Genomic DNA, 26,636 nt, shown 5'->3' on the forward strand with positions numbered 1-26,636 from the left:
AGCGCGACGACCGCCGGTCAGCCCGACGGTCGCAGTCCTTGCCCGCACAATGAAGCGCCGGGCGCGCCTTAGCCCGCCAGCGCGTTGAGGCAGCGTTCGAGATCCGCGCGCAGATCCGCCTCGTCCTCAAGCCCCATATAGAAACGCACCAGTGTGCCGCCGTGCGGCCAGTCGGACACGCTGCGCATCGACGCGATATCGTACGGCATCACGAGGCTCGCGGCGCCGCCCCAACTCCAGCCGATCGCAAAGAGTTCGAGCGCCTCGCAGAAGGTGTCGATCTGCGCAGCGCTGTAGCGCTTGTCGAACACCACCGAAAAGAGCCCGCCGGCGCCGGTGAAATCGCGCTGATAGAACGCGTGACCCGGGCAGTCCGGCAGCGCGGGATGCAGCACGGCCGCGATTTCGGGCCGCGTCTTCAACCATTTCGCGAGCGCGAGCGCGGTGCGGTCATGCTGCTGGAAGCGCACCTGCATCGTCGGCAAGCTGCGCAGCACGAGCGAGCAGTCGTCCGACGACACGCCAATACCCATGCGCATCCGCGCGAGTTTCAGCTTGTGGTGCAGCGCCTGATCGGCTGTGATGGTCGCGCCCATCAGTACATCGGCGCCGCCCGATTGATACTTCGTGAGCGCCTGCACCGAGATATCGACACCGTGCTCGAATGGCCGGAACGCAATACCAGCCGACCATGTATTGTCGATCGCGGTGACGACCTGGCGCGAGCGCGCGACTGCCGTAATCGCGGGAATGTCCGGCACTTCCATCGTCACCGAGCCCGGCGCTTCGAGCCAGATCAAGCGGGTATTCGGCTGGATCAGATCGGCGATGCCCGCGCCGATCATCGGGTCGTAATAGCGCGCGCTGACACCGAAGTCGCGTGCCAGCCACTCGCCGTGGTCGCGGTTCGGCGAATACGCGTTATCCGGAATCAGCACGTCGTCGCCCGATTTGACGAACGCGAAGTAGACGTTGGAAATCGACGAAAGTCCGGACGGTTGCAGCAACGCATGGTGACCGCCTTCGAGCGCGGCGAGACGCTGCGCAAGCGCGATCGACGTCGGCGTCGCGTGCAGGCCATAACGCCATTGCGCGTCGTTGCGCCAGTCGAGCGCGCGCATCGTCGCGAGATCCGGAAAGATCACGGTCGACGCTCGCGCAACCGGCACGGAGAACGAGTCGAAACCCGGCGTCAGGTCGTCCTGCGGATGAACGATGCGCGTTTGCAGACCGTATTTCGGAGCGGATTGGGTCATATCGGTTTCCCGTTGTCGTGTGCGTTAGTGGGGAAAGTTGAAGGACGGCGGGTTGAACGACGGCGCGCGGCTCGACGTCGTCGCGCGATGCGATGCAATGCAATGCGCGACGTCACTCGCCAGTGCGCAGATTGCTCACGCCATTGACGGCCTGGTCGCCGCTGTTGCCACTACTTTGCCCGTTTGCCGGCGTGGCGGCCGCCGGCGCCGGCGTAGCCGCGGCCGGCTGGCTTCCAGGCGCCGCGCCCGCCGCCGACTCGCTTCTCGCCACTGCGGGAGCGCCCGGCGGCGGCACCGGCGCGCCTGCCGCCAACGGACGCAGATCGAACTCCTGCGGATTCGAATCGTCGACGTTCATCCGTTCGCCCGACAGCGTCCCATCGGCCGCGAATTTGCCGACCCAGTTGCCCGTGATATGCGTTCCGTCGTTCGACTCTTCGACTTCGAGTGTCGTGTCCATCCGATCGCCCGCGATCAGGATCACTTCGCCGGTGTCGGTGAACTGATATTCACCATGCACGCCGGACGGATCGTCGGTTTTCGGGCCAAGCCGCAATACGATTTGCCGGGAGCCGAGCATGCCCGCATAGCGCGGAAATTTCGCGAACCCGGCGTTCGGCTTGAGCGGCAACTGGATCGGCGGCGGCGCTGCCAGTTGCTTCACCGCGTCGCTTTGCGCGTGCGCGGCGGGCATGATCGACGCGAACGCCATGATCGCTGTGGTCGCGATCACGCGCAGCGCACGGCGCTTGCGCGCGTGGATTCCGTTCGGCCTGGTATGGTGCATTCGATGTTCCTTGTCGTGCCTGGTAGGGCGTGCGAAGCCGCGAAATCATACGGCGGCGCACTGCTCAGTGCGCTCGCGTCGCGATTATTTTTGCGGCTTGATTTGCATTTACACGCGCTCGAAAATCGCCGCAATGCCCTGGCCGCCGCCGATGCACATCGTCACAAGCGCATAGCGGCCGCCCGTGCGCCGCAGCTCATACAGCGCCTTCACGGTCAGCAACGCGCCGGTCGCGCCGATCGGATGGCCAAGCGAAATGCCCGAGCCGTTCGGGTTGACCTTCGCGGAGTCGAGCCCGAGTTCGTTGCTGACCGCGCACGCCTGCGCTGCGAACGCTTCGTTCGCCTCGATCACGTCGAGGTCCGCGACCGACAGGCCTGCGCGCTCGAGCACCTTGCGCGTGGCCGGCACCGGTCCGATACCCATATAGGCCGGATCGACACCGGCATGCGCGTACGCGACCAGCCGCCCAAGCGGCTCGACGCCGCGTTTGTCCGCGACATCGCGTTCCATCAGCACGAGCGCCGCCGCGGCGTCGTTCAACCCCGACGCGTTGCCGGCCGTGACCGTGCCATTCTCTTTGGCGAACACCGGCTTCAGCTTCGCGAAGTCTTCCGGTTTCGGGTCGGCGCGCACGTGCTCGTCGGTGTCGAACACGGTCTCGCCTTTCTTCGATGCGATCTTGACCGGCAGGATCTGTTCGCTGAAGTAACCGCCGGCAATCGCGCGCGCCGCGCGTCGGTGCGATTCCAGCGCGAGCGCATCCTGCGCATCGCGCGTGATGCCGTATTGGCGCGCGACGTTTTCCGCGGTAATGCCCATGTGAATCGTCTGGAACGGATCGTTCAGCGCGCCGAGCATCATATCGACGACGCGCGCGTCGCCCATCCGCTGGCCGAAACGCGCGGCCGGCAGGATGTACGGCGCACGGCTCATGCTTTCAGCACCGCCGGCGATCGCGATGTCGGCGTCGCCGAGCAGCACGCTTTGCGCCGCCGAAACGACCGCCTGCAGGCCCGACCCGCATAGCCGGTTCACGGTCAGCGCGGGTGCATGCTGTGACACGCCGCCGTCGAGTGCCGCGACGCGCGCGAGATACATGTCCTTCGGCTCCGTATGGATCACGTTGCCAAAGACGACGTGCCCCACTTCGTCGCCGCTGACGCTCGCGCGCGACAATGCTTCCCGCACAACGCGCGCCGCGAGGTCGGTCGGCGCGAAGTCTTTCAGACTGCCGCCGAAATCGCCGATTGCCGTGCGTACGCCGCTTGCCACTATCACTTCACGTTGCATCGCTTGCTCCTCCGTCGTAGGTCTTCAGTATGCGCCGGCGCACTCCACGGGCGATGCCGATGTCGCGCCGCCCGATTCGGTTATGCGAGACGCGCCGATGTTCCGCCGATGCCCCGCCGCCCTGCTATGCGGCGAGTAGCCGCTCGACGGTCGCGCGAAATGGAACCGGTGCGACCGCGCCGTAACCTTGTGTCGACAGCGCGGCCGCCGTGTTCGCGTAACGCGCGGCGGTAAATGGATCGTCGCCGGCGACGACGCGTGCGACGAACGCGCCGCCGAAGCAGTCTCCCGCGCCGGTCGCATCGACTGCATTCACCTCGAGCGCGGGCACGACACGCCGTTCATCGCGCGTCGCCACGTAAGCGCCGTCGCGACCGAGCTTCAATGCGACCACGCGCGGGCCCTGCTCGAGAATAAAATCGACGATTTCATCGCGCTGCGCGAGGCCCGTGAGCACGGTGACATCATCCCAGCTCGGCAGGCAGATGTCGCACTGGCGTATCGCCTCGAGCATCACGGCGCGGGCGCGTGCGAGCGGCCACAGCTTGAGCCGCAGGTTCGTATCGAAGCTGACGCGCACACCATGCATGCGCGCATGGGCGATCGCCGCGAACGCCGCATCGCACGCTGTGACGCTGATTGCCAGACTGATGCCCGATAGGTGCACGACCTTCGCGGCAGCAATGGTGTCCAGCGGCAGATCGTACGGCGCATAGCGGCTCGCGGCGGACCCGGCACGCAGATAATCGAACTGATGGCCGGCGCAACCGTGCGATACGAAATACACACCGGTCGGCGCGCTTTCATCGACACGCACGCACGATGTATCGACCCGCTCGCTACGCCACAGCTCGAGCAGCAACTCGCCGAACCGGTCGCGGCCAACGGCCGATACGAAACCCGCCGACGCGCCCTGGCGCGCGGCGGCAATGCAGAAGTTCGACGTGTCACCGCCGAAACCTTGCAGCCAGTTGGGCTCCCCGGGCTGCGCCTGGTTGAATTCGACCATCGCCTCGCCGAGCGCGAGAATCTCCGGCGCATCGGCTTGCGTGTGATTCACCATGGGTCAGACCTCGCCCCACAGGTCGTGTCCATCCGCGCCGGAAATCTTCACCGACACGAAATCGCCGACCTTATAGCGCTTCGACGCCTTTGTCGCCGGTGAGATATAGACGACGCCGTCGATTTCCGGCGCATCGGCCGCAGTGCGGCCGATGCCGCCGTCCGCATTGATTTCGTCGATCAGCACTTTCAGTGTCTTGCCTACCTTGCGCGCGATCCGCTTCGCGGACACCTGTTCAGCCACTTCCATAAAGCGCGCGCGACGCGCTTCGCGTATGTCATCGGGCAGCGCGCCGTCGAGTTCGTTCGCGCTTGCGCCCTCGACCGGCGAATACGCAAAGCAGCCGACGCGGTCCAATTCCGCCTCGCGGATAAAGTCGAGCAGCGTTTCGAACTGCTCTTCGGTCTCGCCGGGAAAGCCTGCGATAAACGTGCTGCGGATGGTCAGATCCGGGCAGATCTCACGCCATGCGCGCACGCGCTCGAGTACCTTCTCCGCATTGGCCGGCCGCTTCATCCGCTTGAGCACCTCCGGGTGCGCATGCTGGAACGGCACGTCGAGGTACGGCAGCACGTGACCCTTGAACGGCCCTTCGGCCATCATCGGAATGACTTCGTCGACGCTCGGATACGGATAAACATAGTGCAGCCGCACCCATGCGCCATATTGCGCGGCCAGTTCGCCAAGCGCGGCGACGAGGTCGGTCATGCGCGTCTTGATCGGCTTGCCGTTCCAGAACCCGGTGCGGTATTTGACATCGACACCGTACGCGCTCGTGTCCTGCGAAATCACGAGCAGTTCCTTCACGCCGGACTTGAACAGATTCTCCGCTTCGAGCATCACTTCGGCGACCGGCCGCGACACGAGGTCGCCGCGCATCGACGGAATGATGCAGAACGTGCAGCGGTGGTTGCATCCCTCGGAGATCTTCAGGTACGCGTAATGACGCGGCGTGAGCTTCACCCCGGCCGCGGGAACGAGATCGACGAATGGATCGTGCGGCTTCGGCAAGTGGCTATGCACCGCCTGCATCACTTCGCCGACCGCGTGCGGGCCGGTTACCGCGAGCACCTTCGGATGCACTTCTTCGATCAGGCCGGAGCCGCTCGCGCTCTTTTTCGCGCCGAGACAGCCGGTGACGATCACCTTGCCGTTTTCGGTTAGCGCTTCGCCGATTGCATCGAGGCTTTCCTGCACCGCTTCGTCGATAAACCCGCAGGTATTGACGACGACGAGGTCAGCGCCGTCGTAAGTGCCGGAGATTTCGTAACCTTCGGCGCGCAACTGCGTGATGATCTGTTCGGAATCGACCAGGGCTTTCGGGCACCCGAGTGAGACGAATCCTACCTTCGGCGTCGCCGACGGCTTATTGCTGGGATGAGAGTTGGTATTCAACTTAGTACTTCCGGACGAGGGGCGCAAAAATCGCCCCGAAGATAGACTGGCTGACCGCATTTTACTCGCAGCCGAAGCTGCCAAAGGACAGAGTTCGAATGAGTCAGCCTGCTTTCCTTATCTGCCTGCTCCGCGCGCGATGCTTGCACGCGATTAGCAAATTTGCTAATATACGCCGATGACGTGGACCGTTGCTTACTACAACGACCGGGTCAAACGTGAAGTCTTCGAACTGCCTGACGGTATCCTCGCAAGCTATCTGCGGCTCGTCGAAGTGATGGAAGAGCACGGCGCGGACTTGCGTATGCCGCATTCTCGCGCAATGGGCGACGGCCTGTTCGAGTTGCGTCCGCGTGGCCACGAGGGCATCGGGCGCGTGTTTTACTGTATGCATGTGGACCGGCAAGTCATCGTTCTGCATTCCTTCGTCAAGAAAACGGAGGAAACACCGCAGGACGAACTACGCACGGCTCGCAAGCGTTTGAAGGAGGTCCGCAATGGCCAAGGCAATTGCAAAGGCAAGCACTAAGGCAACCATACCGCGCGGCACGAGCGATCCCGGTGGATTCGCCCCGGTCGCTCATACGAAGGCCGACACCGCGCAGTTGCTCGAGAAGCCCGGCGTGCGCGCCGCCTACGATGCGCTCGATGACGAATATCGGGCGCTGCGCGTGATCCTGTCGGCGCGCCGTGAGGCTGGGCTCACGCAGGCGCAAATCGCCGAACGCATGGGTACGACGGCGTCCGCGGTGTCGCGGCTCGAAGCGTCGCTTACCAGTGAAAAGCATTCGCCGTCATTCGCGACGCTGCGCAAGTATGCGGCGGCTTGCGGCAAGAAACTCGTCATTTCGTTCGCCTAGCCGCTGCGCGCGATTGTGTCGTGGATGCCGCGCGCAGGTCGCGAGCGGCGGCCGCACAAAAGACCGGCTGCGGCCGCGGTGCACTTTACTTCTTCTCCGGCTCCGGATTCGGCGTGGCCTGCGTAAACGGAAACGAGCTGAACATCGTCTTCGCCTGATTCTGCATCTGCTCCTGCATCTGCACGAACATGTTCTTCGATTGCTCGATGTAGCTCGTCATCATCCCCTGCATCATCGGCGCCTGCATGTTCATGAACTGCGACCAGACCTCGGGGTTCATCGTCTTGCCTTCGTAAAGGCCCTTCGACTGGTCCGCGAGCTTGTTCTGGATGTCGATGAACGCCTGGATGTTCTTTTCCAGGTACGTGCCCATCATTCCCTGCATCGCATGGCCGTAGAAGCGGATGATCTGCGACAGCATCAGCGATGAGAACATCGGCAAGCCGCCGCTCTCCTCTTCAAGAATGATCTGCAGCAGAATGCTGCGCGTCAGGTCCTCGTTGCTCTTGGCATCGATGACCTTGAAGTCCTCCTGATCCAGCACCAGCTGCTTGACGTCGGTCAGCGTGATATAGGTGCTAGTCTCCGTATCGTACAGTCGACGGTTCGGATATTTCTTGATGAGTCGTTCGGCTGTTTTCTTTGTAGTAGTGGTCATGTAACGCCTTTGAGCGCCAGTGCAGCGCGGAAACGGCGTCCCTCGAAAGCAATGCAACTGCCCGCGCGAAACGCCGTCAGACACACCTGAACCATGCAGTCATCCACTCGTACGAGTGGACGTCCGCGCGGATCAGCCCATATGCAGGCCGCCGTTCAACGAGAAGTCGGCGCCTGTTGCAAAGCCGGATTCTTCCGAAGCCAGCCACGCGACGATCGACGCGATTTCATCCGGCGAGCCGAGCCGGCGCACCGGAATCGTCGCGACGATCTTCTCCAGCACGTCGGGGCGAATCGACTTCACCATGTCCGTGCCGATGTAGCCGGGCGAAACGGTATTGACCGTCACGCCCTTGGTGGCCACTTCCTGCGCGAGCGACATCGTGAAGCCGTGGATGCCGGCCTTTGCGGTCGAGTAGTTCGTTTGACCGAACTGACCTTTCTGGCCATTCACCGACGAAATATTGATGATGCGGCCCCAACCGCGCTCGACCATGCCGTCGATCACCTGCTTCGTGACATTGAAGAGGCTGGTCAGGTTCGTGTCGATCACCGCGGTCCAGTCTTCATGCGTCATCTTGCGGAACACGACGTCGCGCGTAATGCCCGCATTGTTGACCAGCACGTCGATCTCGCCGCACTCGGCCTTGACCTTGTCGAATGCACCCTTGGTCGACTCCCAGTCGCCGACATTGCCTTCCGACGCGACGAAATCGAACCCGAGCGCCTTCTGGTCTTCGAGCCATTTAATGCGGCGCGGCGAGTTCGGGCCACAGCCGGCGATCACCTTGAAGCCTTGCTTATGGAGGCGTTGGCAGATAGCCGTGCCAATGCCGCCCATGCCGCCTGTTACGTACGCAATTCGCTGTGACATAAATCTGACTCCATTATCGTTTGCGGAAGCACCGTCCGGCCGCTTCCTGCCTGACCACTCCCTGTTCGCCTTCGACAAACCGGCGAGCTGACCGGCCTGCCGCGGCGATCCGCACCGGCGGCCACGCGTATCGCATGCCGCCGTCGGCGCTTACAGCATCACGGACGCTCGAGTGCGAGCGCCACCCCCATCCCGCCGCCGATGCACAGCGACGCAAGACCGCGCTTCGCATCGCGCTTCTGCATTTCATGCAACAGAGTGACGAGCACCCGGCAGCCCGATGCGCCGATCGGGTGGCCGATTGCGATCGCACCGCCATTCACGTTGATCTTCGACGTGTCCCAACCCATCTGCTTGTGCACGGCCAGCGCCTGCGCCGCAAATGCCTCGTTGATTTCCGCGAGATCCAGATCGTTGATGCTCCAGCCCGCGCGCTCGAGGCAGCGGCGCGACGCCGGCACCGGGCCCATGCCCATCACTTTCGGATCGACACCGGCGTTCGCATAGGCCTTGATCCGCGCGAGCGGCTTGAGGCCCAGCGCCTCGGCCTTCTTCGCCGACATCACGACCACCGCCGCGGCGCCGTCATTGATGCCCGATGCGTTTGCGGCCGTCACCGTGCCTTCCTTCGAAAACGCCGGCTTCAGCCCCGCCAGCGCCTCGGCGGTCACGCCATGGCGCACGAATTCATCGGACGCAAAAGAGAGCGGATCGCCCTTCTTTTGCGGAATCAGGATCGGCACGATCTCATCATTGAAACGCCCGGACTTCTGTGCGGCTTCCGCCTTATTCTGCGAAAGCGCGGCGAACGCGTCCTGCTGCTCGCGCGTGATGCCGTACTCCTTCGCGACGTTTTCGGCGGTCACGCCCATGTGATATTGGTTGTACACGTCCCACAGGCCGTCGTAGATCATGCTGTCGATCATCTTCACGTCGCCCATGCGGAACCCGTCACGCGAATTCGGCAGCACGTGCGGCGCCGCGCTCATGTTCTCCTGGCCGCCCGCGACGATGATCTCCGCGTCACCCGCGATAATCGCGTTGGCCGCGAGCATCACGGCCTTCAGGCCCGAGCCGCACACCTTGTTAATGGTCATGCCCGGCACTGCCGTCGGCAAGCCCGCCTTGATCAATGCCTGGCGAGCCGGGTTCTGGCCGGAACCGGCCGTCAGCACCTGACCCATGATGACTTCGCTCACCTGGTCGGGCTTCACGCCCGAGCGTTCGAGTACCGCGCGAATCACCGTGGCGCCGAGCTCAGGCGCGGGAATCTTCGCGAGCGAACCGCCGAATTTGCCGACGCCCGTGCGGGCCGCCGATACGATCACTACGTCAGTCATTTCGATTTCCTCCGGTACCGCGGCTGCATGCGCCCCGATGTGCCGTCAAGTTAAAGATCCGCTCTGTCGTCAACTGCTTCTGCTGCCCGACGTGATGCACACGCAAGCGCATCGGGCACTACCCGGTCATTCGCGCTACTCGCGCTGTTGCACGTAGCGCCCCGGCGCGGGTTCGATCACCGGAAACCCGGCCGAACCGGCTTGCGCGCGCGGCTTGACTTTCTTGCCCGCGTACTGATCGAGCCATGTCGTCCATTCCGGCCACCAGCTGCCGGGCGTTTCAGTGGCACGCCCGAACCATTCGTCCGCACCGGCGGGCAACGTTTTTTCGTCGCCGTTCACTACCCAATAGCTGCGCTTTTTCTTCGCCGGCGGATTGATGACGCCCGCGATATGCCCTGACGCGCCGAGCACAAACTTCAGCGGCCCGGTGAGCAGCGGCACCGATGCATACGCGGTTTGCCACGGCACGATATGGTCTTCGCGCGAACCGTAGATAAACGTCGGTACATCGATGCGCGACAGATCCACCGGCTCGCCGCACACCGTCAGCTTGCCCGGCTCGCGCAGGCTGTTCTCGAGATACGTGTTGCGCAGATACCAGACGTACATCGGGCCCGGCAGACTGGTCGAATCGCTGTTCCAGTACAGCAGGTCGAACGGCACCGGCGTGCGGCCCTTCAGATAGTTATCGACCACGTAGTTCCACACCAGATCGTTCGGACGCAGGAACGAGAACGTGTTCGCAAACTCGATGCCGCGCATCAGCCCCGGCGGCGTGCCGTTCTTGCCGCCGATGGTCTGCTCGCGCATCTGCACATGGGCGTCGTCGACGAACACATCGAGCACGCCTGTGTCGCAAAAGTCGAGCATCGCGGTGAGCAGCGTCATCGATGCGCACGGATGTTCGCCCCGCGCCGCGGCCACTGCAAGCGCCGTGGCGAGCATCGTGCCGCCGACGCAAAAGCCGAGCGTGTTGATCTGCTCGCGCTCGCTGATCTGCTGCACGGCATCGATCGCGGCAAGCACGCCCTCTTCGACGTAGTCGTCCCACGTCTTGTGCGCAATCGACGCATCGGCATTGCGCCATGAAATCAGAAACACCTGATGCCCCGCTTCGAGCGCATGCGCGACCAGCGAGTTCTCCGGTTGCAGATCGAGAATGTAGAACTTGTTGATGCAAGGCGGCACGATCAGCAGCGGCCGCTCGCGCACCGACGCGGCAAGCGGCTTGTACTGGATCAACTGCATCAGATCGTTCTCGAACACGACCGAGCCTTCGGTCGTCGCGAGATTCTTGCCGACCACGAAACGGGATTCGTCCGTCTGCGATATCTTGCCGCGTTGCATGTCGCCGAGCAGATTCAACACCCCCTGGCGCAAGCTTTCACCGTGGCTCTCGAGCAGCGTCTTTTGCGCCTCGGGGTTCAGCGCGAAGAAGTTGCTAGGCGACGCGGCCGCAGTCCATTGCTGAACCGCAAAGCGAATCCGCTCGCGCGTCTTCGGATCGGTATCGAGCGCATCGACCAGCTCCTGCAGATAACGGGCATTCAGCAGATACCACGCCGCCATGTACGCATAGATCGGCGTCGTCTTCCACGCGTCCGCGCTGAAGCGCCGGTCCTTCAGGTCCGGCGTGGCGCTCGTCGCCTGCGTGGCCTGCTGGAACAACTGCATCGCGTCGCGCGAATAGTCGGCCTGCAACCGCTGAAGACGCTCCGGCGGAATCGCGGCGCTCGGCAGCTTCATACCAGCCAATGCGGCGAACGGTTGGGCAAATGGCTGCGCAAACGGCTGCGCGAGCCCCGGCGCAAACGGCTGTTGCGCGGCTTGCGCGAATGGCTGGGTGAACTGCCTCGAAAACTGTTCGGCCATTTGCGGCATGCCTGCCGCCGCCTGCGTGAAATCAGGCATGCCCGGCACCGAAAACGGATTGCCGTTTGCCGCGGCCTGAGCGCCGATTGAACGCCATGCGTTCAACCATGCGTCAAATAACTGATGAACTCCGGCGGCATTCGCGCCCGACTGCTGTTGCGTGCGATCCGATGAAGTGTGCGTGCGTGAGGAAGTCGACGAGTGTTGAGCTGCCACCATACCTGCGCTTTTGACCGGTGAGTCCTCGCGGACGGGTTGAGAGGCAGGTGCCTTCGCGCACGGGCGGCGAAAAAAAGCTCGCAGCCACTAACGCCCTGTCCCATTGTTGGGGAACATTTTTGCGCCCCACTGCAAGGCATGTCAATGCTTGATCCCGATTTTGCCGCAGTGCGATATCTTTTTCATTATCGTTTTCCCCATGTAAGGGAACGAGTCTTCGCGAGCGCACCATGCGAACCGTCCTTATCGGACAATCAGCCCGTCGCATCAGGGTTTTCCGGGGGGGTGCGGCGCTCCGGCGCCCCGCCTCGCGCGCGCGACGTGGGTGGCTGCATCGTCAGGAGAAAGCGTTTTCGCGGTGCAGCAATTTTGCCGCCCGCCGCGCGTTGCACGCGGCGACTGGCGGTGCCGGACAGTACCCGCCGATGCCGGCCATACCGCCCGAAAACGCCCGCCGCGGCACAGCATAGGCTCAATGCGCGAGCCAGATCAGCGCGGCCATCCGGCCCGTCACCCGATCGCGTCGATACGAGTAATACCGCTCGCGCTGCGTGAACGTGCATTGGTCGCCGCCCGTGACTTGCGTCACCCCGAGTTGCGCGAGCCGCTCGCGCGCGAGTGCCGGCAAGTCCGCGAGATACTTGCCGGTAGCCTGCGCGCGTGGCGCGAACGCGCGGGCGACCGCATCGCGTCGCGCGACATCGGCCGCATCGACAAACGCGCTGCGCACGTCGTCACCGACCTCGAACGCGGCGGGCCCGATGCAAGGTCCCAGATATGCATGCAATGCCGACGGTGCGACACCAGCCAGCGCGGCGACACGGCGCGCGGTGTTCTCGACGACACCGGCGGCGAGCCCCCGCCAGCCCGCATGCGCGGCGCCGACCGCACGGCCGGCAGCGTCGCAAAGCAGGACCGGCATGCAGTCGGCGATCATCACGATCGATACGGTGCCCGGCCGGTCGGTCACGCTTGCGTCGGCTTGTACAGGCGCGCCACCTGCGCGGGCGTTATCGAGCACGTCGTCGGCGTTGACGACGTGTGCGCCGTGCACCTGGGAAAGCCATGCCGGCTCGGCAATCCCCGCGAGCGCGCGAAGCCGCGCGCGGTTCTCTTCGACATGCACAGGATCGTCGCCGGCGCGCCGACCGAGATTGAGGCCGCCCGGCCGCTCGGCGCCGTCACGCCATGCGCCGTACGGCGGCAGGCTCACGCCGCCATTGCGGGTCGTGACGAGCGCGCGCACGCGCGGGGCGATATGCCAGTTGGGTTGCAGCACGTCGGCCGACGTCAGAGCCGGGAGTGTCATCGGTGGGGATCCTTGTTCTTGCCGCGCGGGGCGCCGCGCACCTGCCGAGTGTCCGCGGCATCAGGCTCGCGATCGTCGCCATCGTCGGAAGCACCCGCGTGGCCGGTGTCGTCACCTTCATCGCCTTCCTCACGGTCGTCACCGGACCCGTCTTCGGACTCGCCGTCGCGTTCGATCGCATCGTCATCGTCGAACATCGGATCGTCCGCTTCGTCGTAGACGTCGTCGAAATCGTCTGCTTCTTCGCGGTCAAAGCCGAGCGCCGCGCACAGTTCGGCCAGATCCGCCGGCACATCCGCGCGCCATTGCATCGTGCGGCGCGTTTCAGGATGGACCAGCCCAAGACGCCACGCGTGCAAAGCCTGGCGTGCGAAGCCACCGGGCAGCGGCGTCACCGAACGTTTGCCGCGCGCGCGCCCGTACACCGGATCGCCGAGCAGCGGATGGCCGGTATGCGCGCAATGCACGCGAATCTGATGCGTGCGGCCGGTTTCGAGATCGCAGTGAATCGCCGATACCGGCTGCCGTTCCCACACGACCGTCGCGACCCGCCGGAAATGCGTGCGCGCTGGCTTCCCCGCCGCGCCGGTGACGACCGCCATACGCGTGCGCTCACGTGAGTCGCGCCCAATCGGCGCGTCGATCGTGCCTTCGTCGGGCATGCCGCCCCAGACTAGCGCGAGATAACGGCGCTTCACCGTGCGCGCCTGCAACTGCCGCACGAGATCCGTCTGCGCGGCGAGCGTGCGCGCGACGACCATCAGGCCCGACGTGTCCTTGTCGAGCCGATGCACGATGCCCGCGCGCGGCAGGCCGGCGGCCGCCTCGCCATAGCGATGCAGCAGGCCGTTCAATATCGTGCCGCTCCAGTTACCCGCCGCCGGATGCACGACAAGCCCCGCCGGCTTGTTGATCACAACGATCGTGTCGTCTTCATAGACGATGTCGAGCGGCACCGCTTCCGGCGCGAACGCAAGCTGTTCGGGCAGCAGATCCGGCACGAGTTCGATCGTCGCGTTCAGCGGCACGGGCTGCCGCACTTTCGCCGGCAGGCTGTCGACGTGCACGCGCTGCGCCTCGATCCAGCTCTGCAGACGGCTGCGCGAGAACTCGGGAAATAGCTTCGCGAGCACCTTGTCGAGACGCTCGCCCGCGAGTTCGAGCGGCACCACGGCGACGCGCAGCGTGGCCAGGTCTGACGTAGCGACACCCGACGCTTCGCCAGCCGGCGCGCCACGCGCACCGTCCGGCGTGGCGGGAGTTGTCAGTGACGGGGAAAGTGCGTCGTCCGCGACGAGATCGTCGTCGAGCGCATCGGTGGCATCGGGCGCCGCCGCGTTGGAGCGCGCTTCGCATCGGCTATAATCTTTGTCGCTATTCCGCGCGCCGGCTGTGGCACCCGGAGTATGAGAACGGGTCATCGAGACTGTTTACCTGACGTAAAGCGCTTGACGTAAAGCTTGACTGGACAATGCGAGCCTTGAATATGATTACCCAAATGGCCCAAAAAGCGGCAGCGCAACCGGCCCTGCGTATCGCGCGATACGCGCGCTATATCGCGTGTATCTGCGCGGTCGCACTGGTCGCAGCGTGCCACGGCCTGCCCGAGAAGACCGATGAAACGGCCACGTGGACGAACAACAAATTATATACGGAGGCGCAGGACGCCTTGAGCGGCAGCGACTGGGGCAAGTGCGCGAAGTACTTCGAAGCGCTCGAGGGTCGTGACCCGTTTGGCCATTTCGCCCAGCAGGCGCAGATCAACGTCGCGTATTGCAACTGGAAGGACAGCGAAACCGCCGCGGCCGACCAGGCCGTCGACCGCTTTATCCAGCTTCACCCGGATCACCCCGATATCGCCTATGCGTACTATCTGAAGGGCATGATCCACTTCAACGACGATCTCGGCCTGTTCGGCCGCTTCTCGGGTCAGGACATGAGCGAGCGCGACCCGAAGTCGCTGCGCGAGTCGTACGACGCGTTCAAGGTTGTCGTCGACAAGTACCCGCAGAGCAAATACGCGCCGGATGCGGCGCAGCGCATGCGCTATATCGTGAACGCGCTCGCGTCACACGAGGTGCACGCCGCTGATTACTACTACCGTCGCGGCGCGTATGTGGCCGCGATCAACCGCGCGCAGCTGGCGATCAAGGAGTACAAGAACGCGCCGGCAATCGAAGATGCGCTGCATATCATGTGGCTGTCGTACGACAAGCTCGGCCAGCCGCAACTGGCTGACGATACGAAGCGCGTGCTTGCCGGCACCTTCCCGGATAGCCCGTACATTACCGGGCACGCGCGCCCGGGCAAGGAAAAGTCGTGGTGGCAGTTCTGACGCAGCCACGCTGACCTCTGCGCTGCGCACCAACAAAAACGCCACGGCCCAGGCCGTGGCGTTTTTGTTGGCAGACCGCTGTAACGCGCCGTCAGTCGGCCCGACATCCGCCGTTGCGTGCAAAGAACGCGCGCGCGGTGGCGTCGCGGGTACGGCAGGTTACGTCGCGTTTGCGTTCTCATCGCGCTCGAAAAGCGCAATCGATTCGACATGCGATGTATGCGGGAACATGTTCACGACGCCCGCGCCCTTCAATCGATAACCCGCTTCATGCACGAGCAGACCTGCGTCGCGGGCCAGCGTCGCCGGATTGCACGACACGTAGACGATACGCTGCGGCAACGGGCCGTCCCCGCTTTGCGCGATATCGGCCAGCGCCTTCGAGACGGCGAGCGCGCCCTCACGCGGCGGGTCGATCAGGAATTTGTCGAAGTGCCCCAGTGCGCGCAGATCGTCAGCGCCGACTTCAAACAGATTGCGGCACGCAAACGACGTATGCCCATCGACGCCGTTTTCCTTCGCATTCGCCAGGGCTCGCGCGGTCAACGTGTCGCTCCCTTCAATGCCGACCACTTCCCGCGCGAGTTTCGCGAGCGGCAGCGTGAAGTTGCCGATGCCGCAGAACAGATCGAGCACACGATCGGACTTCGCGGGCGCCAGCAGCCGCAACGCGCGGCCGACCAGCACACGGTTGATCTGGTGATTGACCTGCGTGAAATCGGTCGGCAGAAACGGCATGCGGATACCGAACTCCGGCAGCGTGTAGTCGAGCTGCACGTCCAGCGGATAGAACGGCGTGACGGAATCCGGTCCCTTCGGCTGCAGCCAGAACTGCACGTGGTGCGCGTCGGCGAATTCACGCAGCAGCTGTTCGTCCGCGTCGTTGATCGGCTCGAGCACACGCAGCACGAGCGCCGTGACCGACGCCCCGACCGCGAGTTCGATTTGCGGCATGCGATCGCGAATCGACAGGCCTTCGACCAGTCTGCGCAGCGGCACGAGCATGTCGGAAACATGCGCAGGCAACACTTCACAGCTCGTCATGTCGGCGACGTAGCTGCTCTTGCGTTCATGGAAACCGACCAGCACGCCGCCCTTCTTCACGACGTTGCGCACCGTCAGACGCGCGCGGTAGCGGTAGCCCCACGACGGCCCATGGATCGGCCGGAAAACCGTCTCCGCACGCAGTTTCGCCAGATGCGCGAGGCTATCTTCGAGCACGCGCTGCTTGACCGCGATCTGCGCGCGCATATCCAGATGCTGCATCGAACAGCCGCCACAGGTGCCGAAGAAGCGGCACTGCGGCCTGGTACGGATCACGCTTTCGCGCAGGATATCGACGACAAGCGCCTGCTCGAAACTTGGCTTCCTTCTATAACTCGAATAGGTGACGCGCTCGCCGGGCAGCGCGCCCTCGACGAAGATGACTTTGCCCGGCGTGCCGTCTTCGGTCGCGGTGCGGCCGACGCCGCGCGCTTCCATATCGAGCGAGTCGATATCGAGCACCGGCAGCGAGACGGGCGCAAGCGGCAGCGCGGTGACGCCCGCTTTGGCGGGTTTGCGTTTTGCTGCCTTGTTCGCAGGGGTTTGTGACGCTTGGCGAGGGGTGGTTTCAGACACCAGCAACTTCCTGACAGACTGTGAAGTAAAGGCGAGATTGTAGACGAACGGCAACCTCCGACGGAGATTTGACGATGCGACTGATTAGCTGGAATGTCCAGTGGGGACGTGGCGCGCGCGGTGACGTCAGCCTGCCGCGTATGCTGAACGAGGCGCGCCACCTCGCCGACTTCGACGTGCTGTGCATGCAGGAAGTCACGCGCGGCTTCAACGTGCTGGCCGGCCATCCGGGCGACGACCAGTTCGCCGAGCTGGCGGACGAACTGCCGGGCTTCACGGTGCTCGACGCGATCGGCGCGGACCTTGCCCCGTTAAAGCTCGATGGGCCAGGCGCGCCGCGCCGGCAGTTCGGCAATGCGCTCGCGACGCGGCTGCCGGTCGAGCGTGTGATCCGCCATTCGCTGCCATGGCCCGCCGATGCACAGGCGCCGTCGATGCAGCGGGTTGCGCTCGAAGCCGTGCTGCGTGCGCCGAACGGGCCGCTACGCGTGATCGTCACGCATCTTGAGTTTTATTCGCTGCCGCAGCGGCTCGCGCAGGTTGACGCGTTGCGCCGCATCCAGCAGGAAGCGGCCGCCCACGCCGCGCGTCCGGCGCCGGCGGAAAATGCGATCGGGCCATTCGTCGATACCGCGCGGCCGGTGAGCGCGATCGTCTGCGGCGATTTCAACAGTGCGTACGACAGCGACGCCTATCGGCGCATGCTCGCTCCGCTCGACGGCAGCCCGTCGTTTATCGACGCATGGACGACACTGCACCCGGGCGCGACACCGCCGCCGAGCGCCGGCGTGTACGACACCGAGCAATGGCAGGACGGGCCGCTCACCTGCGACTTCCTGTTCGTTACTGAGGATCTGCGCGGCAGGCTGCGCAGTTGCGAGATCGACGGCGCGACGCGCGCGTCGGATCACCAGCCGATCGTGCTGGAGATCGATTGAGCGGTTGAGCGGGAGTAACTGGCTGGAATAGCTGCGGCAACTGCAGCAGCCGCGCCGGATGGACACGACACTGGGCCGGCAACGACAGGAATGGCATCGCAAACGCGAGACGCCAGCGCAACATTAGCTGTCGAACGCCGCGAGATACTCGGCCCAGTGCGGCGCGGGTTCCTGCACGAGTGAATTCTTCACGAGCGCGATTTCGTCCGCGTACTCTTCCGGTGAAAAACCGCCGCGCATCAACTGAAACCGGCAATACAACAAATAGGTATTGACGACGTCCGTTTCGCAATAATTTCGTATTTCCTCGATACGCCCTTGCTGAAAGGCGTTCCACACCTGGCCGCCATCCATCCCGAGCTTGCCCGGAAAGCCGCACAGCTTCGCAAGCGCATCGAGCGGCGCGTTCGCGCGCGCCTGATACATCGCGAGCACGTCCATCAGGTCCGTGTGACGCGCGTGGTAGCGGCTGATGTAGTTATTCCATTTGAACTCGCGGTCGTCTTCGCCGAGGTCCCAGTAACGGGCCGCTGCGACGCCGTTGACCAGCGCGCGGTAATGCAGCACCGGCAGGTCGAATCCGCCGCCGTTCCACGATACGAGTTGCGGCGTGTACTTCTCGATCACGCGGAAAAACGATTGCACAAGCACCGTTTCGCCGTCGTCCGGCGAGCCGAGCGAGCGCACGCGAAAGCCGTTGTTGTCGCGGAATACGCAGGAAATGGCCGCGATACGCTGCAAATGATGCGGCAGGAAATCGCTGCCGGTCTTTTCGCGGCGTGCCGCGAACGCAAATTCCGCGACTTCGGCGTCGGATAACGTCGCGGGCAACGCTTCAAGCCGACGAATGCCGGCGACATCGGGAATGGTCTCGATGTCGAATACGAGAATCGGAGTCATCAGGTTAGAGAACCGCGTCCTTGCGTACGCCGTTGGACGCGAAGAAGCGCTTCAGCCGCACCAGCGCCTCCTGCTGGATCTGCCGCACGCGTTCGCGCGTCAGCCCCATTTCATCGGCCAGTTCTTCGAGGGTGGCCGGCTCGATATGGTTGAGGCCGAAGCGCCGTTCTATCACATGACGGTGCTTGTCGGACAACCTCGCGAGCCATGCGCGCGTCAGCGTTTCCAGTTCGCGATGCTGCACTTCGGCATCCGGCGACTGGCTTTGATCATCGGACAGCAGATCGAGCAGGCTGCTCGCCGGATCGAGATCGAGCGGCGCGTCGAGCGACGCGGTGTGCTCGTTCAGCGCAAGGATATCGGTGACTTCATCGCTGGTTTTGCCGGTCAGGTACGCGATGTCGTCGATGCTCGCGTCGCGCCGGTCCGCCGCTTCACCGGAATTCATCGAGTTCTTTTCCAGATGACGCTTCGCACGCAGCACCTGGTTCAGTTCGCGAATCACGTGCACTGGCAGCCGCACGGTGCGCGCCTGGTTCATGATCGCGCGCTCAATGCTCTGGCGAATCCACCAGGTTGCATACGTCGAAAAACGGAAGCCGCGCGTCGGATCGAATTTTTCGATCGCGTGCATCAGGCCGAGGTTGCCTTCCTCGATCAGATCGAGCAACGGCACGCCGCGGTTCAGGTACCCCTTCGCAATGCTCACCACGAGCCGCAGGTTGCGCTCGATCATGACCTGCCGCGCCTCGAACTCGCCGGCCTTCGCCAGCCGCGAAAAACGCTGCTCTTCCTCGACAGTCAACAGCGGCTTCACGCTGATCCGGTTCAGATAGTGCTGGATCGTATCGGCGGTCAGCTCGGCCTGCAGCAACGCGCGGAAATCGTCCGCGTCGGACGGGGAATCGTTTGCGCCTTCGCGCGCGTCCGAGCCACCTTCGCCGTCGTCGGCTGCACGCCGCTCATCGGCATCGGCGGCATTGTTATCGAGTTCGTCGATGTTTTCGTCGTCCAGATCCGAAGCGCCAGCCTCCTCCACCGATACATGCGTGGCACGGCTGATCGTCTCAGTCTCGGCTTGCGGTGGGCGGCGCTTCGATTTCGGCATGGTCGTAATCGCTTATTGCGGCGGCAAGTACTTCAGTGGGTCGACAGGTTTGCCCTGCCGGCGAACTTCGAAATGCAACATCACACGATCGGAATCGCTGTTTCCCATTTCGGCGATCTTCTGCCCCTTCGTGACCGCGTCCCCCTCTTTTACCATCAAAGCACTGTTATGTGCATAGGCGGTAAGGTACGTTGCATCATGTTTGATGATAATGAGATTGCCGTATCCGCGCAGCCCATTTCCCGCATAAACGACCCTTCCATCCGCAGAAGCCTTGACCGGCTCACCCAGGCTTCCGCCAATATTCAAACCTTTGTTTTTCGAATCGTCAAACGTGTTGAGCAGCGGACCGCGCACCGGCCAGGCGAATGTCACCGCGCCGGAAGCGGCGGCGGCGTCGCTGGTGGCGGCCGGCGGCTGCGGCGGAATGGTCGTGGCCGTCGCACCCGGCGCGTTGCTGGTCGCGCCATAGACCGGTGGCTGCGCCCCGCCCGGCAAGGTCGAAGGCGAACCACCCGCCGGCAGCTGGCCGATCGGCGCGCTTTGCACCGCACCGCCCGCGATCGGCGCGGTCGCGACGCCCGGCGTCGCCGCCGTCGGATTCGCGCCTGGCGGCGCAACGCGCAGCAACTGGTCAACTTCGATCTGATTCGGGTTCGTCAGATTGTTCCACGCGGCGATATCGCGATAATTCTGCCCGTTTTCGAGCGCAATTCGATACAGCGTATCGCCTGGTTTTACCCGGTAATAACCCGGAGGCGGCGGGCCGAGCGGCACCGGAGGCTGCGCCGGCTGTTGCGTGGCCGCCGTGCCGAGCGTACCGGAACGATCGACGACCGGTGCAGTGTCAAGACGCGACGCGCAGGCCGCGAGCAGCGACACCGCGAGTACGCACACCCCCCGTTGAGCCACGGTCAGACAGACATTTGTGCTGGTTCTTTGCATCGTGCGCAGCTTGCTGATAGTCATCGGATTCAAATCACTCCGGATTTTAAGGGTACAAAGAAAACGCGATCAAGCCGCGACTCCCGCCACTGCGCGGGCCCGGTGCGCTCGACGAGCGTCAGCACCTGGGTCTGACCGTCCTGCGTGCCGACCGGCGCGACCAGACGCGCACCGATCGCCAGTTGTTCGAGCAGCGCCTGCGGCACGTCGAGCCCCGCGGCGGCAATCACGATCGCATCGAACGGCGCGGCCGCCGGCAAGCCGATGCGGCCGTCGCCGTAATGCAAGCGAATATTCGGAATGCGCAACGGCCGCAGATTCGTCTTCGCGCGCTCGTATAACGGCTTGATGCGCTCAATCGAATACACGTCGCGCGCGACCTGGCTCAATACCGCCGCCTGATACCCGCAGCCGGTGCCAATCTCGAGCACGTTATTCAGCTGCCGGCCCGCCGCGGCCAGTTCGATCATCCGCGCGACCACCGACGGCTTCGAGATGGTCTGGTGATGACCGATCGGCAGCGCCGCGTCTTCGTAAGCCTGCGTCGCGAGGCCAGGATCGACGAACATGTGGCGCGGCACGGTCGCCATCGCATTCAATACGCGCGGGTCGGCAACCCCATTCGCTCGCAGCCGTTCGACCATCCGCTCGCGCACCCGTTCCGACGTCAACGCATGCGCGCTGTTCAACGGAACGTTCGGCGCACCGGCACGCTCGAGCGTCGCGGGCAACCTCAGCGCGGGTTGCCGCGCAGCATCGTTGCGCCTGCCGGCGTTCACGGCACGCGCCGTTTGCGACGCTGCGATGCCTGATGGTTCGGACGTTCGGCCTTCGAGCGGCGCAACCTTTGAGACGCGCGCGTCACCCGAACGCGCTTCGCTTCGGCGCGGTTCGCGCACCAGGTCTTCGAGGCCCAGCGGGAAGCGCTTCGCGCGCTCGCCCGTCATGAAGCGCCGCTCCCGGCGCGTGCCCAGTCGCGTGCCGCGGACAGCATCGCGTTGTGGGTCAGATCGAGTTGCAACGGCGTGATCGATACATGACCGTGCGCGACGGCGTGAAAGTCAGTGCCTTCACTCGCGTCGCGCGCGGTACCCGACGGCCCGATCCAGTAGATCGGCTCGCCGCGCGGGTTAGTCTGGCGGATCACCGGCTGCGACGGATGCCGCTTGCCAAGACGCGTGATACGCCATGCCCCCAACTCGTCGTAAGGCAGGTTTGGAATGTTGACGTTCAGCAGCGGATGTCCCGGCAAAGGCGCATCGAGATAATGTTTGACTATTTCGGCGGCGACACGCGCGGCCGATTCGAGATGCGCCCAGTCCTTGTCGACCAGTGAGAATGCAATCGCGGGCACGTTGAACATCACGCCTTCGGTCGCGGCGGCGACCGTTCCCGAGTACAGCGTGTCTTCACCCATGTTCTGGCCGTTGTTGATGCCCGACACCACGAGGTCGGGCTTATGGTCGAGCATGCCGGTCAACGCGATGTGAACCGAATCGGTGGGCGTGCCGTTCACGTAGTAGAAGCCATTCGCCGAGCGCAGCACCGACAGCGGCCGCCACAGCGTCAACGAATTCGATGCGCCGCTGCAGTTCTGCTCGGGCGCCATCACGGTGACGTCGGCGAGCGGTTTCAGTGCTTCGTGCAGCGCCGCGAGACCGGGCGCGAGATAACCGTCGTCGTTGCTGAGTAGGATTCGCATGCGGCGATTGTAACCGAGGAAAGAAGGCACGCGGACGACACCGCATGCGTGTGCGCGCGCTCGTGCGCACTGCGATGCGCGACGCTCTCGCGCACGCGCTCGGGTGTCACGCGCGAGCGCCGGTTACCGCGTCCCGCCTGTCGTGCGAGCCATGTGAGCGCGATGCGCGCGGCACACGAGCGCGCCGCTAAGCAATGCCAATTCGCTGCAGCACGCAATGACGGAGCAAAACGAAAGGCGACGAAACCTGACGCAACGAAGCGCACGGTCGTTCGACCATGCTTTACACTCGACGGCCTGTCTGTGAACACCGTTAGGAGGAGACGCCATGCGCGCCATCCGTTGTCACCAGTTCGGACCACCCGATACGCTCACGCTCGACGAACTGCCTGATCTGCTGCCGCAAGCCGGCGAGGTCGTCATCGACGTGAAGGCCGCCGCGGTCAACTTTCCGGATGTGTTGATCATCGAGAACAAGTATCAGCTGAAGCCGCCGCTGCCCTTCACGCCAGGCGCCGAAGTCGCGGGCGTGGTGCGCGCGGTGGGCGAAGGCGTCACGCAGTTGCGAGGCGGCATGCGGGTCGTCGCCTACGTCGCGCATGGCGGTTATGCGGAACAGGCGCGCGCGGCGGCGCACGCGTGCGTGCCGCTGCCCGACGACGCGCCGTTCGATATCGCGGCTGCGTTCACACTCGCCTATGGCACATCGCATCACGCGGTAGTCGATCGCGCCGGGCTGCAGGCCGGCGAGACGATGCTCGTGCTCGGCGCGGCGGGCGGCGTCGGCCTCGCCGCGGTCGAGATCGGCAAGGCGCTCGGCGCGCGCGTGATTGCCGCGGCGTCGAGCGATGCGAAGCTCGACGTGTGCGTCGCGCACGGCGCCGACGCGACGATCAATTACGCGACCGAAGACTTGCGCGAGCGTATTAAAGCGCTCACCGACGGACGCGGTCCCGACGTGATCTACGATCCGGTCGGCGGCATTTATACCGAACCCGCATTTCGCAGTATCGGCTGGCGCGGCCGCTATCTGGTGGTCGGCTTTGCAAACGGCGAAATACCGAAGCTGCCGCTCAATCTCGCGTTGCTCAAGGGCGCGAGTCTGATCGGCGTGTTCTGGGGAGAGTTCGCGAAGCGCGAGGCGGACCGCAACACCGCGGCGTTCGCCGAAATGACCGGCTGGATCAGAAGCGGCAAGCTGCGGCCGTATGTGTCGGCCCACTACCCGCTGGAGCAGGCCGCGCAGGCGCTCAACGATATCGCACAGCGTCGCGTGGTCGGCAAGGTGGTTATCACGCCGTGAGCGCGTGCCGATCGCCGGTCGCACTTGCGTCAATCGCGTCCAAGGCGGCTGAGCGGCGGCGGATTCAGAGCCGCTCGGTCTCGCCGCTCTTTGGCTGCCACTTCATGAAGCGCCGCTCGATCATGCCGACCAGCGCATCGAGAATCAGCGCGAACGCGGTCAACACGAGAATGCCGGCAAATACAGTGTTGATATCGAACGTGCCTTCGGCCTGCAGGATCAGGTAACCGACGCCGCGCGCCGAGCCGAGATACTCGCCGACCACGGAGCCGACAAACGCGAGTCCGACCGAGGTATGCAGGCTCGAAAACACCCAGCTCATCGCGCTCGGCAGATACACGCTGCGCAACAGCTGCCGGCGATTCGCGCCGAGCATCCGCGCGTTCGCGAGCACGACCGGGCTCACTTCCTTCACGCCCTGATAGACGTTGAAGAACACGATAAAAAACACCAGCGTGACGCCAAGCGCAACCTTCGATCCGATGCCCAGACCGAACCAGACGCCGAAGATCGGCGCGAGAATCACGCGCGGCATCGAGTTCGCCGCCTTCACATAAGGATCGAACAGCGCGCTCGCAATCGGCGCGAGCGCAAGCCACAAGCCGACCGCAAGACCGAGCACCGTGCCGATCACGAACGCGAGCACCGTCTCGACCAGCGTGATCCACAGATGGATATAGATCTCGCCCGACGTGAACCATTGCCAGATCCGCACCACCACTTTCTGCGGCTCGCCGAACAGGAACGCGGCCTTGTTCGGGTCATCGAAATAGAACGCGGGCAACAGCGTCGGGCTCGTTAGCGCGTACCACCCGACGAAGCACAGCACGAGCAGCAGCCATTGCCAGATCACGAGGTTCGCCCGGTTCGGACGTAGCGTTTTCCACATCGGTTGTCAGGTCCTTTCGCGAGGCACGCGCAACGTCATGCGCTCTTTATGCCCTGTTCATGTGCGTGCGGCTTACACGGCCTTCAGTTGTTGCTGATAGCCTTTCAACACTTCGTCGCGCAGCACGCTCCAGATCTGCGCATGCAGTTCGACAAAGCGCGGATCCGAACGGATTTCGGCGACATCGCGCGGGCGCGGCAAATCGATCGTGAACTCGCCGATCGGTCGCGTCGCCGGCCCGGCCGACAGCACGACCACTCGATCGGACATCGCGATCGCTTCATCGAGATCGTGTGTGATGAACAGCACCGCCTTGCGTTTCGCGGCCCAAAGATCGAGCAGTTCGTTTTCCATCAGCTGGCGCGTCTGGATATCGAGCGCGGAGAACGGCTCGTCCATCAGCACGATATCCGGGTCGAGAATCAGCGTCTGCGCCATCGCGACACGCTTGCGCATGCCGCCCGACAGCTGATGCGGATAACGATCGCCGAAGCCGCCGAGACCGACGCGCTTCAACCATGTGTCGGCCCGCTCGCGCGCCTCAGCTCGACTAACCTTGCGAAACGACAGTCCGGCCATCACGTTGTCGAGCGCGGAGCGCCACGGCATTAGCGCATCGGCCTGGAACATATAGCCCGCGCGCCGGTTGATCCCCGTCAACGGTTCGCCGAACACGCTGACCGAACCGGTCGACGGCGCCAGCAGCCCCGCGCCGACATTCAGCAAAGTCGACTTGCCGCAGCCCGTCGGGCCGACCACCGATACGAACTCGCCCGGCGCCACGCGCAGCGTCGCGTCCTTGATCGCGGTGTAGCGCGCTTCACGTTCGTCGCGCGATGCGAATGTGCAGGTGATGTTGTCGAGCGCGAGTGCGGGCACCGTCATCGTCGCTCACCTAGCCCTTCACCGTCGCGAGCGCTTTCTTGACGAACTCGTTGGTCCACGTCTTCGACAGGTCGATCGGCTTGCCCTGCACGGTTGCGTCGAACGCCTGCAGCGTTTTCAGCGACGTGGCCGGACCGTCGGCCGGCATCAGTCCGTCGGGCGACATCGCCGGCTTCACGTGTTGCCATGCGGCGATATACAGCGCGCGGTCGCCGAGCAGGTACGACTCGGGCACCGCGTTGGCCACGTCGTCGTCGCTGGCGGTTTGCAGCCATTTGAGCGCGCGCACCATCGCATTGGTCAGCGCTTGCGTCGTATTCGGATTTTTGTCGATAAAGCTTTGCGACGCGTACAGGCAACCGGCCGGCATATCGCCGCCGAACACGTTATGCGTATCGGCCAGCGTGCGCGTATCGGCAATCACGCGAATCTGGCCCGCGCGTTCGAGCTTCGTCATCACCGGATCGAGATTCGCGAGCGCATCGATCTGCCCGGACTCCATCGCGGCGAGCGCGCCCGCGCCGGCGCCAACGCCGATAAACGACACGTCCTTCGCGGTCAGGCCACCCTTCGCGAGCACGAAGCCCGCCATGATCGACGTCGACGAACCGGGCGCCGTCACGCCGATCTTCTTGCCTTTCAGATCCGCAATCGACTTGTAGTTCGGCATCGTTTTCTTCGACACGGCCAGCACGATTTGCGGCGCGCGCCCTTGCAGCACGAATTCGCGGAACATCTGATGTTGCGCCTGCAACAGCAGCGTATGTTCGAACGCGCCGGACACGACATCCGCGCTGCCGCCGACCGCCGCCTTCAACGCCTGCGAGCCGCCCGCGAAATCGGAAATCTCGACGTCGAGACCTTCGTCCTTGAAGTAGTTGCGTCGCTCGGCAATCGTCAACGGCAAGTAGTAAAAGAGATTCTTGCCGCCCACTGCGATCGCGACCTTGCGCGTTTCGAGCTTCGCCTGCCCCGATGCCAGCGGCGCTTGCGCAGCGAGAGCCGCGCCCGCGAGCGCCGCGGCGCCGGTCAGAAAGGTTCTACGTTGCATCGTTGCTGTCTCCGGTTCTCGTTGTATTTGTG

The 26,636-nt window shown here is 64.0% G+C and carries 25 protein-coding genes; 5 read left to right on the plus strand and 20 right to left on the minus strand.

Annotation, left to right across the window (positions count from 1 at the left end; all coding sequences use genetic code 11):
- Nucleotides 1–68: 68 nt before the first annotated feature.
- The 5 genes from BX592_RS06925 to rimO all read right to left on the minus strand — a co-directional run bounded on the left by BX592_RS06925 (nucleotide 69) and on the right by rimO (nucleotide 5,794).
- The gene (locus BX592_RS06925) at nucleotides 69–1,256 is read right to left on the minus strand and encodes a cystathionine beta-lyase (protein ID WP_134190924.1); all 1,188 of its coding nucleotides are present in this window, start codon (nucleotides 1,254–1,256) and stop codon (nucleotides 69–71) included.
- Nucleotides 1,257–1,368: 112 nt separating this feature from the next.
- Entirely contained in the window at nucleotides 1,369–2,043 is a 675-nt protein-coding gene (locus tag BX592_RS06930) for a hypothetical protein (RefSeq protein ID WP_134190925.1), read from the minus strand.
- A 108-nt stretch (nucleotides 2,044–2,151) separates the two neighbouring features.
- Entirely contained in the window at nucleotides 2,152–3,336 is a 1,185-nt protein-coding gene (gene bktB / locus BX592_RS06935; protein ID WP_134190926.1) for a beta-ketothiolase BktB, read from the minus strand.
- 124 nt (nucleotides 3,337–3,460) lie between these two features.
- Entirely contained in the window at nucleotides 3,461–4,399 is a 939-nt protein-coding gene (locus BX592_RS06940) for a sugar kinase (protein WP_134190927.1), read from the minus strand.
- A gap of 3 nt (nucleotides 4,400–4,402) precedes the next feature.
- Nucleotides 4,403–5,794 carry a 30S ribosomal protein S12 methylthiotransferase RimO gene (gene rimO, locus BX592_RS06945; RefSeq protein ID WP_134190928.1) on the minus strand — a complete coding sequence of 464 codons (1,392 nt, stop codon included), beginning with the start codon at nucleotides 5,792–5,794 and terminating at the stop codon, nucleotides 4,403–4,405.
- Nucleotides 5,795–5,972: 178 nt separating this feature from the next.
- Between rimO and BX592_RS06950 the strand changes: the two genes are divergently transcribed.
- Complete coding sequence (locus tag BX592_RS06950) at nucleotides 5,973–6,323, plus strand: type II toxin-antitoxin system RelE/ParE family toxin (RefSeq protein ID WP_134190929.1); 351 nt, start codon at nucleotides 5,973–5,975, stop codon at nucleotides 6,321–6,323.
- A complete protein-coding gene (locus BX592_RS06955; protein WP_377681468.1) occupies nucleotides 6,304–6,654 on the plus strand; it encodes a helix-turn-helix domain-containing protein in 351 nt (116 codons plus the stop codon). Before BX592_RS06950 ends, BX592_RS06955 begins: the two co-directional genes overlap by 20 nt.
- Nucleotides 6,655–6,739: 85 nt before the next feature.
- Here the strand turns inward: BX592_RS06955 and phaR are convergent, their stop codons facing one another.
- From phaR to BX592_RS06985, 6 genes are all read right to left on the minus strand, one after another.
- On the minus strand, nucleotides 6,740–7,312 hold the full coding sequence (gene phaR / locus BX592_RS06960; protein ID WP_134190930.1) for a polyhydroxyalkanoate synthesis repressor PhaR: 573 nt from the start codon (nucleotides 7,310–7,312) through the stop codon (nucleotides 6,740–6,742).
- A 132-nt stretch (nucleotides 7,313–7,444) separates the two neighbouring features.
- Complete coding sequence (locus BX592_RS06965; protein WP_134190931.1) at nucleotides 7,445–8,185, minus strand: 3-ketoacyl-ACP reductase; 741 nt, start codon at nucleotides 8,183–8,185, stop codon at nucleotides 7,445–7,447.
- 158 nt (nucleotides 8,186–8,343) lie between these two features.
- On the minus strand, nucleotides 8,344–9,525 hold the full coding sequence (locus tag BX592_RS06970; protein ID WP_134190932.1) for an acetyl-CoA C-acetyltransferase: 1,182 nt from the start codon (nucleotides 9,523–9,525) through the stop codon (nucleotides 8,344–8,346).
- Between the two features lie 135 nt (nucleotides 9,526–9,660).
- Nucleotides 9,661–11,619 carry a class I poly(R)-hydroxyalkanoic acid synthase gene (gene phaC / locus BX592_RS06975; RefSeq protein WP_134190933.1) on the minus strand — a complete coding sequence of 653 codons (1,959 nt, stop codon included), beginning with the start codon at nucleotides 11,617–11,619 and terminating at the stop codon, nucleotides 9,661–9,663.
- A 472-nt stretch (nucleotides 11,620–12,091) separates the two neighbouring features.
- Nucleotides 12,092–12,928, minus strand: a complete 837-nt coding sequence (gene pgeF / locus BX592_RS06980) for a peptidoglycan editing factor PgeF (RefSeq protein WP_134190934.1) — start codon at nucleotides 12,926–12,928, stop codon at nucleotides 12,092–12,094.
- Entirely contained in the window at nucleotides 12,925–14,349 is a 1,425-nt protein-coding gene (locus BX592_RS06985) for an RluA family pseudouridine synthase (protein ID WP_134190935.1), read from the minus strand. The genes pgeF and BX592_RS06985 overlap by 4 nt, the downstream gene beginning before the upstream one ends.
- Nucleotides 14,350–14,426: 77 nt before the next feature.
- Here BX592_RS06985 and BX592_RS06990 point away from each other — a divergent pair, with 77 nt between their 5' ends.
- Nucleotides 14,427–15,263 carry an outer membrane protein assembly factor BamD gene (locus BX592_RS06990; protein WP_377681465.1) on the plus strand — a complete coding sequence of 279 codons (837 nt, stop codon included), beginning with the start codon at nucleotides 14,427–14,429 and terminating at the stop codon, nucleotides 15,261–15,263.
- A 159-nt stretch (nucleotides 15,264–15,422) separates the two neighbouring features.
- On the opposite strand, the gene rlmD is transcribed toward BX592_RS06990, so the two are convergent.
- On the minus strand, nucleotides 15,423–16,745 hold the full coding sequence (rlmD, locus tag BX592_RS06995) for a 23S rRNA (uracil(1939)-C(5))-methyltransferase RlmD (protein WP_243849372.1): 1,323 nt from the start codon (nucleotides 16,743–16,745) through the stop codon (nucleotides 15,423–15,425).
- Between the two features lie 212 nt (nucleotides 16,746–16,957).
- Here rlmD and BX592_RS07000 point away from each other — a divergent pair, with 212 nt between their 5' ends.
- Nucleotides 16,958–17,821 carry an endonuclease/exonuclease/phosphatase family protein gene (locus tag BX592_RS07000; protein ID WP_134190937.1) on the plus strand — a complete coding sequence of 288 codons (864 nt, stop codon included), beginning with the start codon at nucleotides 16,958–16,960 and terminating at the stop codon, nucleotides 17,819–17,821.
- A gap of 123 nt (nucleotides 17,822–17,944) precedes the next feature.
- Here the strand turns inward: BX592_RS07000 and BX592_RS07005 are convergent, their stop codons facing one another.
- From BX592_RS07005 to surE, 5 genes are read right to left on the minus strand one after another with little or no spacing between them, the layout of a single operon-like run.
- Nucleotides 17,945–18,721: a 3'-5' exonuclease gene (locus tag BX592_RS07005; protein ID WP_134190938.1), complete on the minus strand. Its 777-nt coding sequence runs from the start codon at nucleotides 18,719–18,721 to the stop codon at nucleotides 17,945–17,947.
- A 4-nt stretch (nucleotides 18,722–18,725) separates the two neighbouring features.
- Nucleotides 18,726–19,829 carry an RNA polymerase sigma factor RpoS gene (gene rpoS / locus BX592_RS07010; RefSeq protein ID WP_134190939.1) on the minus strand — a complete coding sequence of 368 codons (1,104 nt, stop codon included), beginning with the start codon at nucleotides 19,827–19,829 and terminating at the stop codon, nucleotides 18,726–18,728.
- Nucleotides 19,830–19,841: 12 nt separating this feature from the next.
- Complete coding sequence (locus BX592_RS07015) at nucleotides 19,842–20,792, minus strand: peptidoglycan DD-metalloendopeptidase family protein (protein WP_134191065.1); 951 nt, start codon at nucleotides 20,790–20,792, stop codon at nucleotides 19,842–19,844.
- 11 nt (nucleotides 20,793–20,803) lie between these two features.
- Nucleotides 20,804–21,721, minus strand: a complete 918-nt coding sequence (locus BX592_RS07020) for a protein-L-isoaspartate(D-aspartate) O-methyltransferase (protein ID WP_134190940.1) — start codon at nucleotides 21,719–21,721, stop codon at nucleotides 20,804–20,806.
- The gene (surE, locus tag BX592_RS07025) at nucleotides 21,718–22,476 is read right to left on the minus strand and encodes a 5'/3'-nucleotidase SurE (protein ID WP_134190941.1); all 759 of its coding nucleotides are present in this window, start codon (nucleotides 22,474–22,476) and stop codon (nucleotides 21,718–21,720) included. Before surE ends, BX592_RS07020 begins: the two co-directional genes overlap by 4 nt.
- A 328-nt stretch (nucleotides 22,477–22,804) precedes the next feature.
- On the opposite strand from surE, the gene BX592_RS07030 reads away from it, so the two are divergent.
- Nucleotides 22,805–23,779 (plus strand): NADPH:quinone oxidoreductase family protein, encoded by a 975-nt coding sequence (locus tag BX592_RS07030; RefSeq protein ID WP_134190942.1) that lies wholly within the window; start codon nucleotides 22,805–22,807, stop codon nucleotides 23,777–23,779.
- A 64-nt stretch (nucleotides 23,780–23,843) separates the two neighbouring features.
- Here the strand turns inward: BX592_RS07030 and BX592_RS07035 are convergent, their stop codons facing one another.
- The 3 genes from BX592_RS07035 to BX592_RS07045 all read right to left on the minus strand — a co-directional run bounded on the left by BX592_RS07035 (nucleotide 23,844) and on the right by BX592_RS07045 (nucleotide 26,604).
- Nucleotides 23,844–24,668, minus strand: a complete 825-nt coding sequence (locus tag BX592_RS07035) for an ABC transporter permease (protein ID WP_134190943.1) — start codon at nucleotides 24,666–24,668, stop codon at nucleotides 23,844–23,846.
- Between the two features lie 72 nt (nucleotides 24,669–24,740).
- Nucleotides 24,741–25,553, minus strand: a complete 813-nt coding sequence (locus tag BX592_RS07040; protein WP_134190944.1) for an ABC transporter ATP-binding protein — start codon at nucleotides 25,551–25,553, stop codon at nucleotides 24,741–24,743.
- Nucleotides 25,554–25,563: 10 nt separating this feature from the next.
- Nucleotides 25,564–26,604: an ABC transporter substrate-binding protein gene (locus BX592_RS07045; RefSeq protein ID WP_134190945.1), complete on the minus strand. Its 1,041-nt coding sequence runs from the start codon at nucleotides 26,602–26,604 to the stop codon at nucleotides 25,564–25,566.
- Nucleotides 26,605–26,636 lie beyond the last annotated feature (32 nt).

It is taken from the genome of Paraburkholderia rhizosphaerae, from assembly GCF_004366595.1.
Taxonomy (GTDB): Bacteria; Pseudomonadota; Gammaproteobacteria; order Burkholderiales; family Burkholderiaceae; genus Paraburkholderia; species Paraburkholderia rhizosphaerae.

Bases quoted from the DNA above. Each gene is read 5' to 3' on its own strand.
- BX592_RS06925 (WP_134190924.1), bottom strand. From the start codon at position 1,256: ATGACCCAATCCGCTCCGAAATACGGTCTGCAAACGCGCATCGTTCAT.
- BX592_RS06930 (WP_134190925.1), bottom strand. From the start codon at position 2,043: ATGCACCATACCAGGCCGAACGGAATCCACGCGCGCAAGCGCCGTGCG.
- bktB (WP_134190926.1), bottom strand. From the start codon at position 3,336: ATGCAACGTGAAGTGATAGTGGCAAGCGGCGTACGCACGGCAATCGGC.
- BX592_RS06940 (WP_134190927.1), bottom strand. From the start codon at position 4,399: ATGGTGAATCACACGCAAGCCGATGCGCCGGAGATTCTCGCGCTCGGC.
- BX592_RS06950 (WP_134190929.1), top strand. From the start codon at position 5,973: ATGACGTGGACCGTTGCTTACTACAACGACCGGGTCAAACGTGAAGTC.
- phaR (WP_134190930.1), bottom strand. From the start codon at position 7,312: ATGACCACTACTACAAAGAAAACAGCCGAACGACTCATCAAGAAATAT.
- BX592_RS06965 (WP_134190931.1), bottom strand. From the start codon at position 8,185: ATGTCACAGCGAATTGCGTACGTAACAGGCGGCATGGGCGGCATTGGC.
- BX592_RS06970 (WP_134190932.1), bottom strand. From the start codon at position 9,525: ATGACTGACGTAGTGATCGTATCGGCGGCCCGCACGGGCGTCGGCAAA.
- phaC (WP_134190933.1), bottom strand. From the start codon at position 11,619: ATGGTGGCAGCTCAACACTCGTCGACTTCCTCACGCACGCACACTTCA.
- pgeF (WP_134190934.1), bottom strand. From the start codon at position 12,928: ATGACACTCCCGGCTCTGACGTCGGCCGACGTGCTGCAACCCAACTGG.
- BX592_RS06985 (WP_134190935.1), bottom strand. From the start codon at position 14,349: ATGACCCGTTCTCATACTCCGGGTGCCACAGCCGGCGCGCGGAATAGC.
- BX592_RS06990 (WP_377681465.1), top strand. From the start codon at position 14,427: ATGGCCCAAAAAGCGGCAGCGCAACCGGCCCTGCGTATCGCGCGATAC.
- rlmD (WP_243849372.1), bottom strand. From the start codon at position 16,745: ATGGAAGCGCGCGGCGTCGGCCGCACCGCGACCGAAGACGGCACGCCG.
- BX592_RS07000 (WP_134190937.1), top strand. From the start codon at position 16,958: ATGCGACTGATTAGCTGGAATGTCCAGTGGGGACGTGGCGCGCGCGGT.
- BX592_RS07005 (WP_134190938.1), bottom strand. From the start codon at position 18,721: ATGACTCCGATTCTCGTATTCGACATCGAGACCATTCCCGATGTCGCC.
- rpoS (WP_134190939.1), bottom strand. From the start codon at position 19,829: ATGCCGAAATCGAAGCGCCGCCCACCGCAAGCCGAGACTGAGACGATC.
- BX592_RS07020 (WP_134190940.1), bottom strand. From the start codon at position 21,721: ATGACGGGCGAGCGCGCGAAGCGCTTCCCGCTGGGCCTCGAAGACCTG.
- surE (WP_134190941.1), bottom strand. From the start codon at position 22,476: ATGCGAATCCTACTCAGCAACGACGACGGTTATCTCGCGCCCGGTCTC.
- BX592_RS07030 (WP_134190942.1), top strand. From the start codon at position 22,805: ATGCGCGCCATCCGTTGTCACCAGTTCGGACCACCCGATACGCTCACG.
- BX592_RS07035 (WP_134190943.1), bottom strand. From the start codon at position 24,668: ATGTGGAAAACGCTACGTCCGAACCGGGCGAACCTCGTGATCTGGCAA.
- BX592_RS07040 (WP_134190944.1), bottom strand. From the start codon at position 25,553: ATGACGGTGCCCGCACTCGCGCTCGACAACATCACCTGCACATTCGCA.
- BX592_RS07045 (WP_134190945.1), bottom strand. From the start codon at position 26,604: ATGCAACGTAGAACCTTTCTGACCGGCGCCGCGGCGCTCGCGGGCGCG.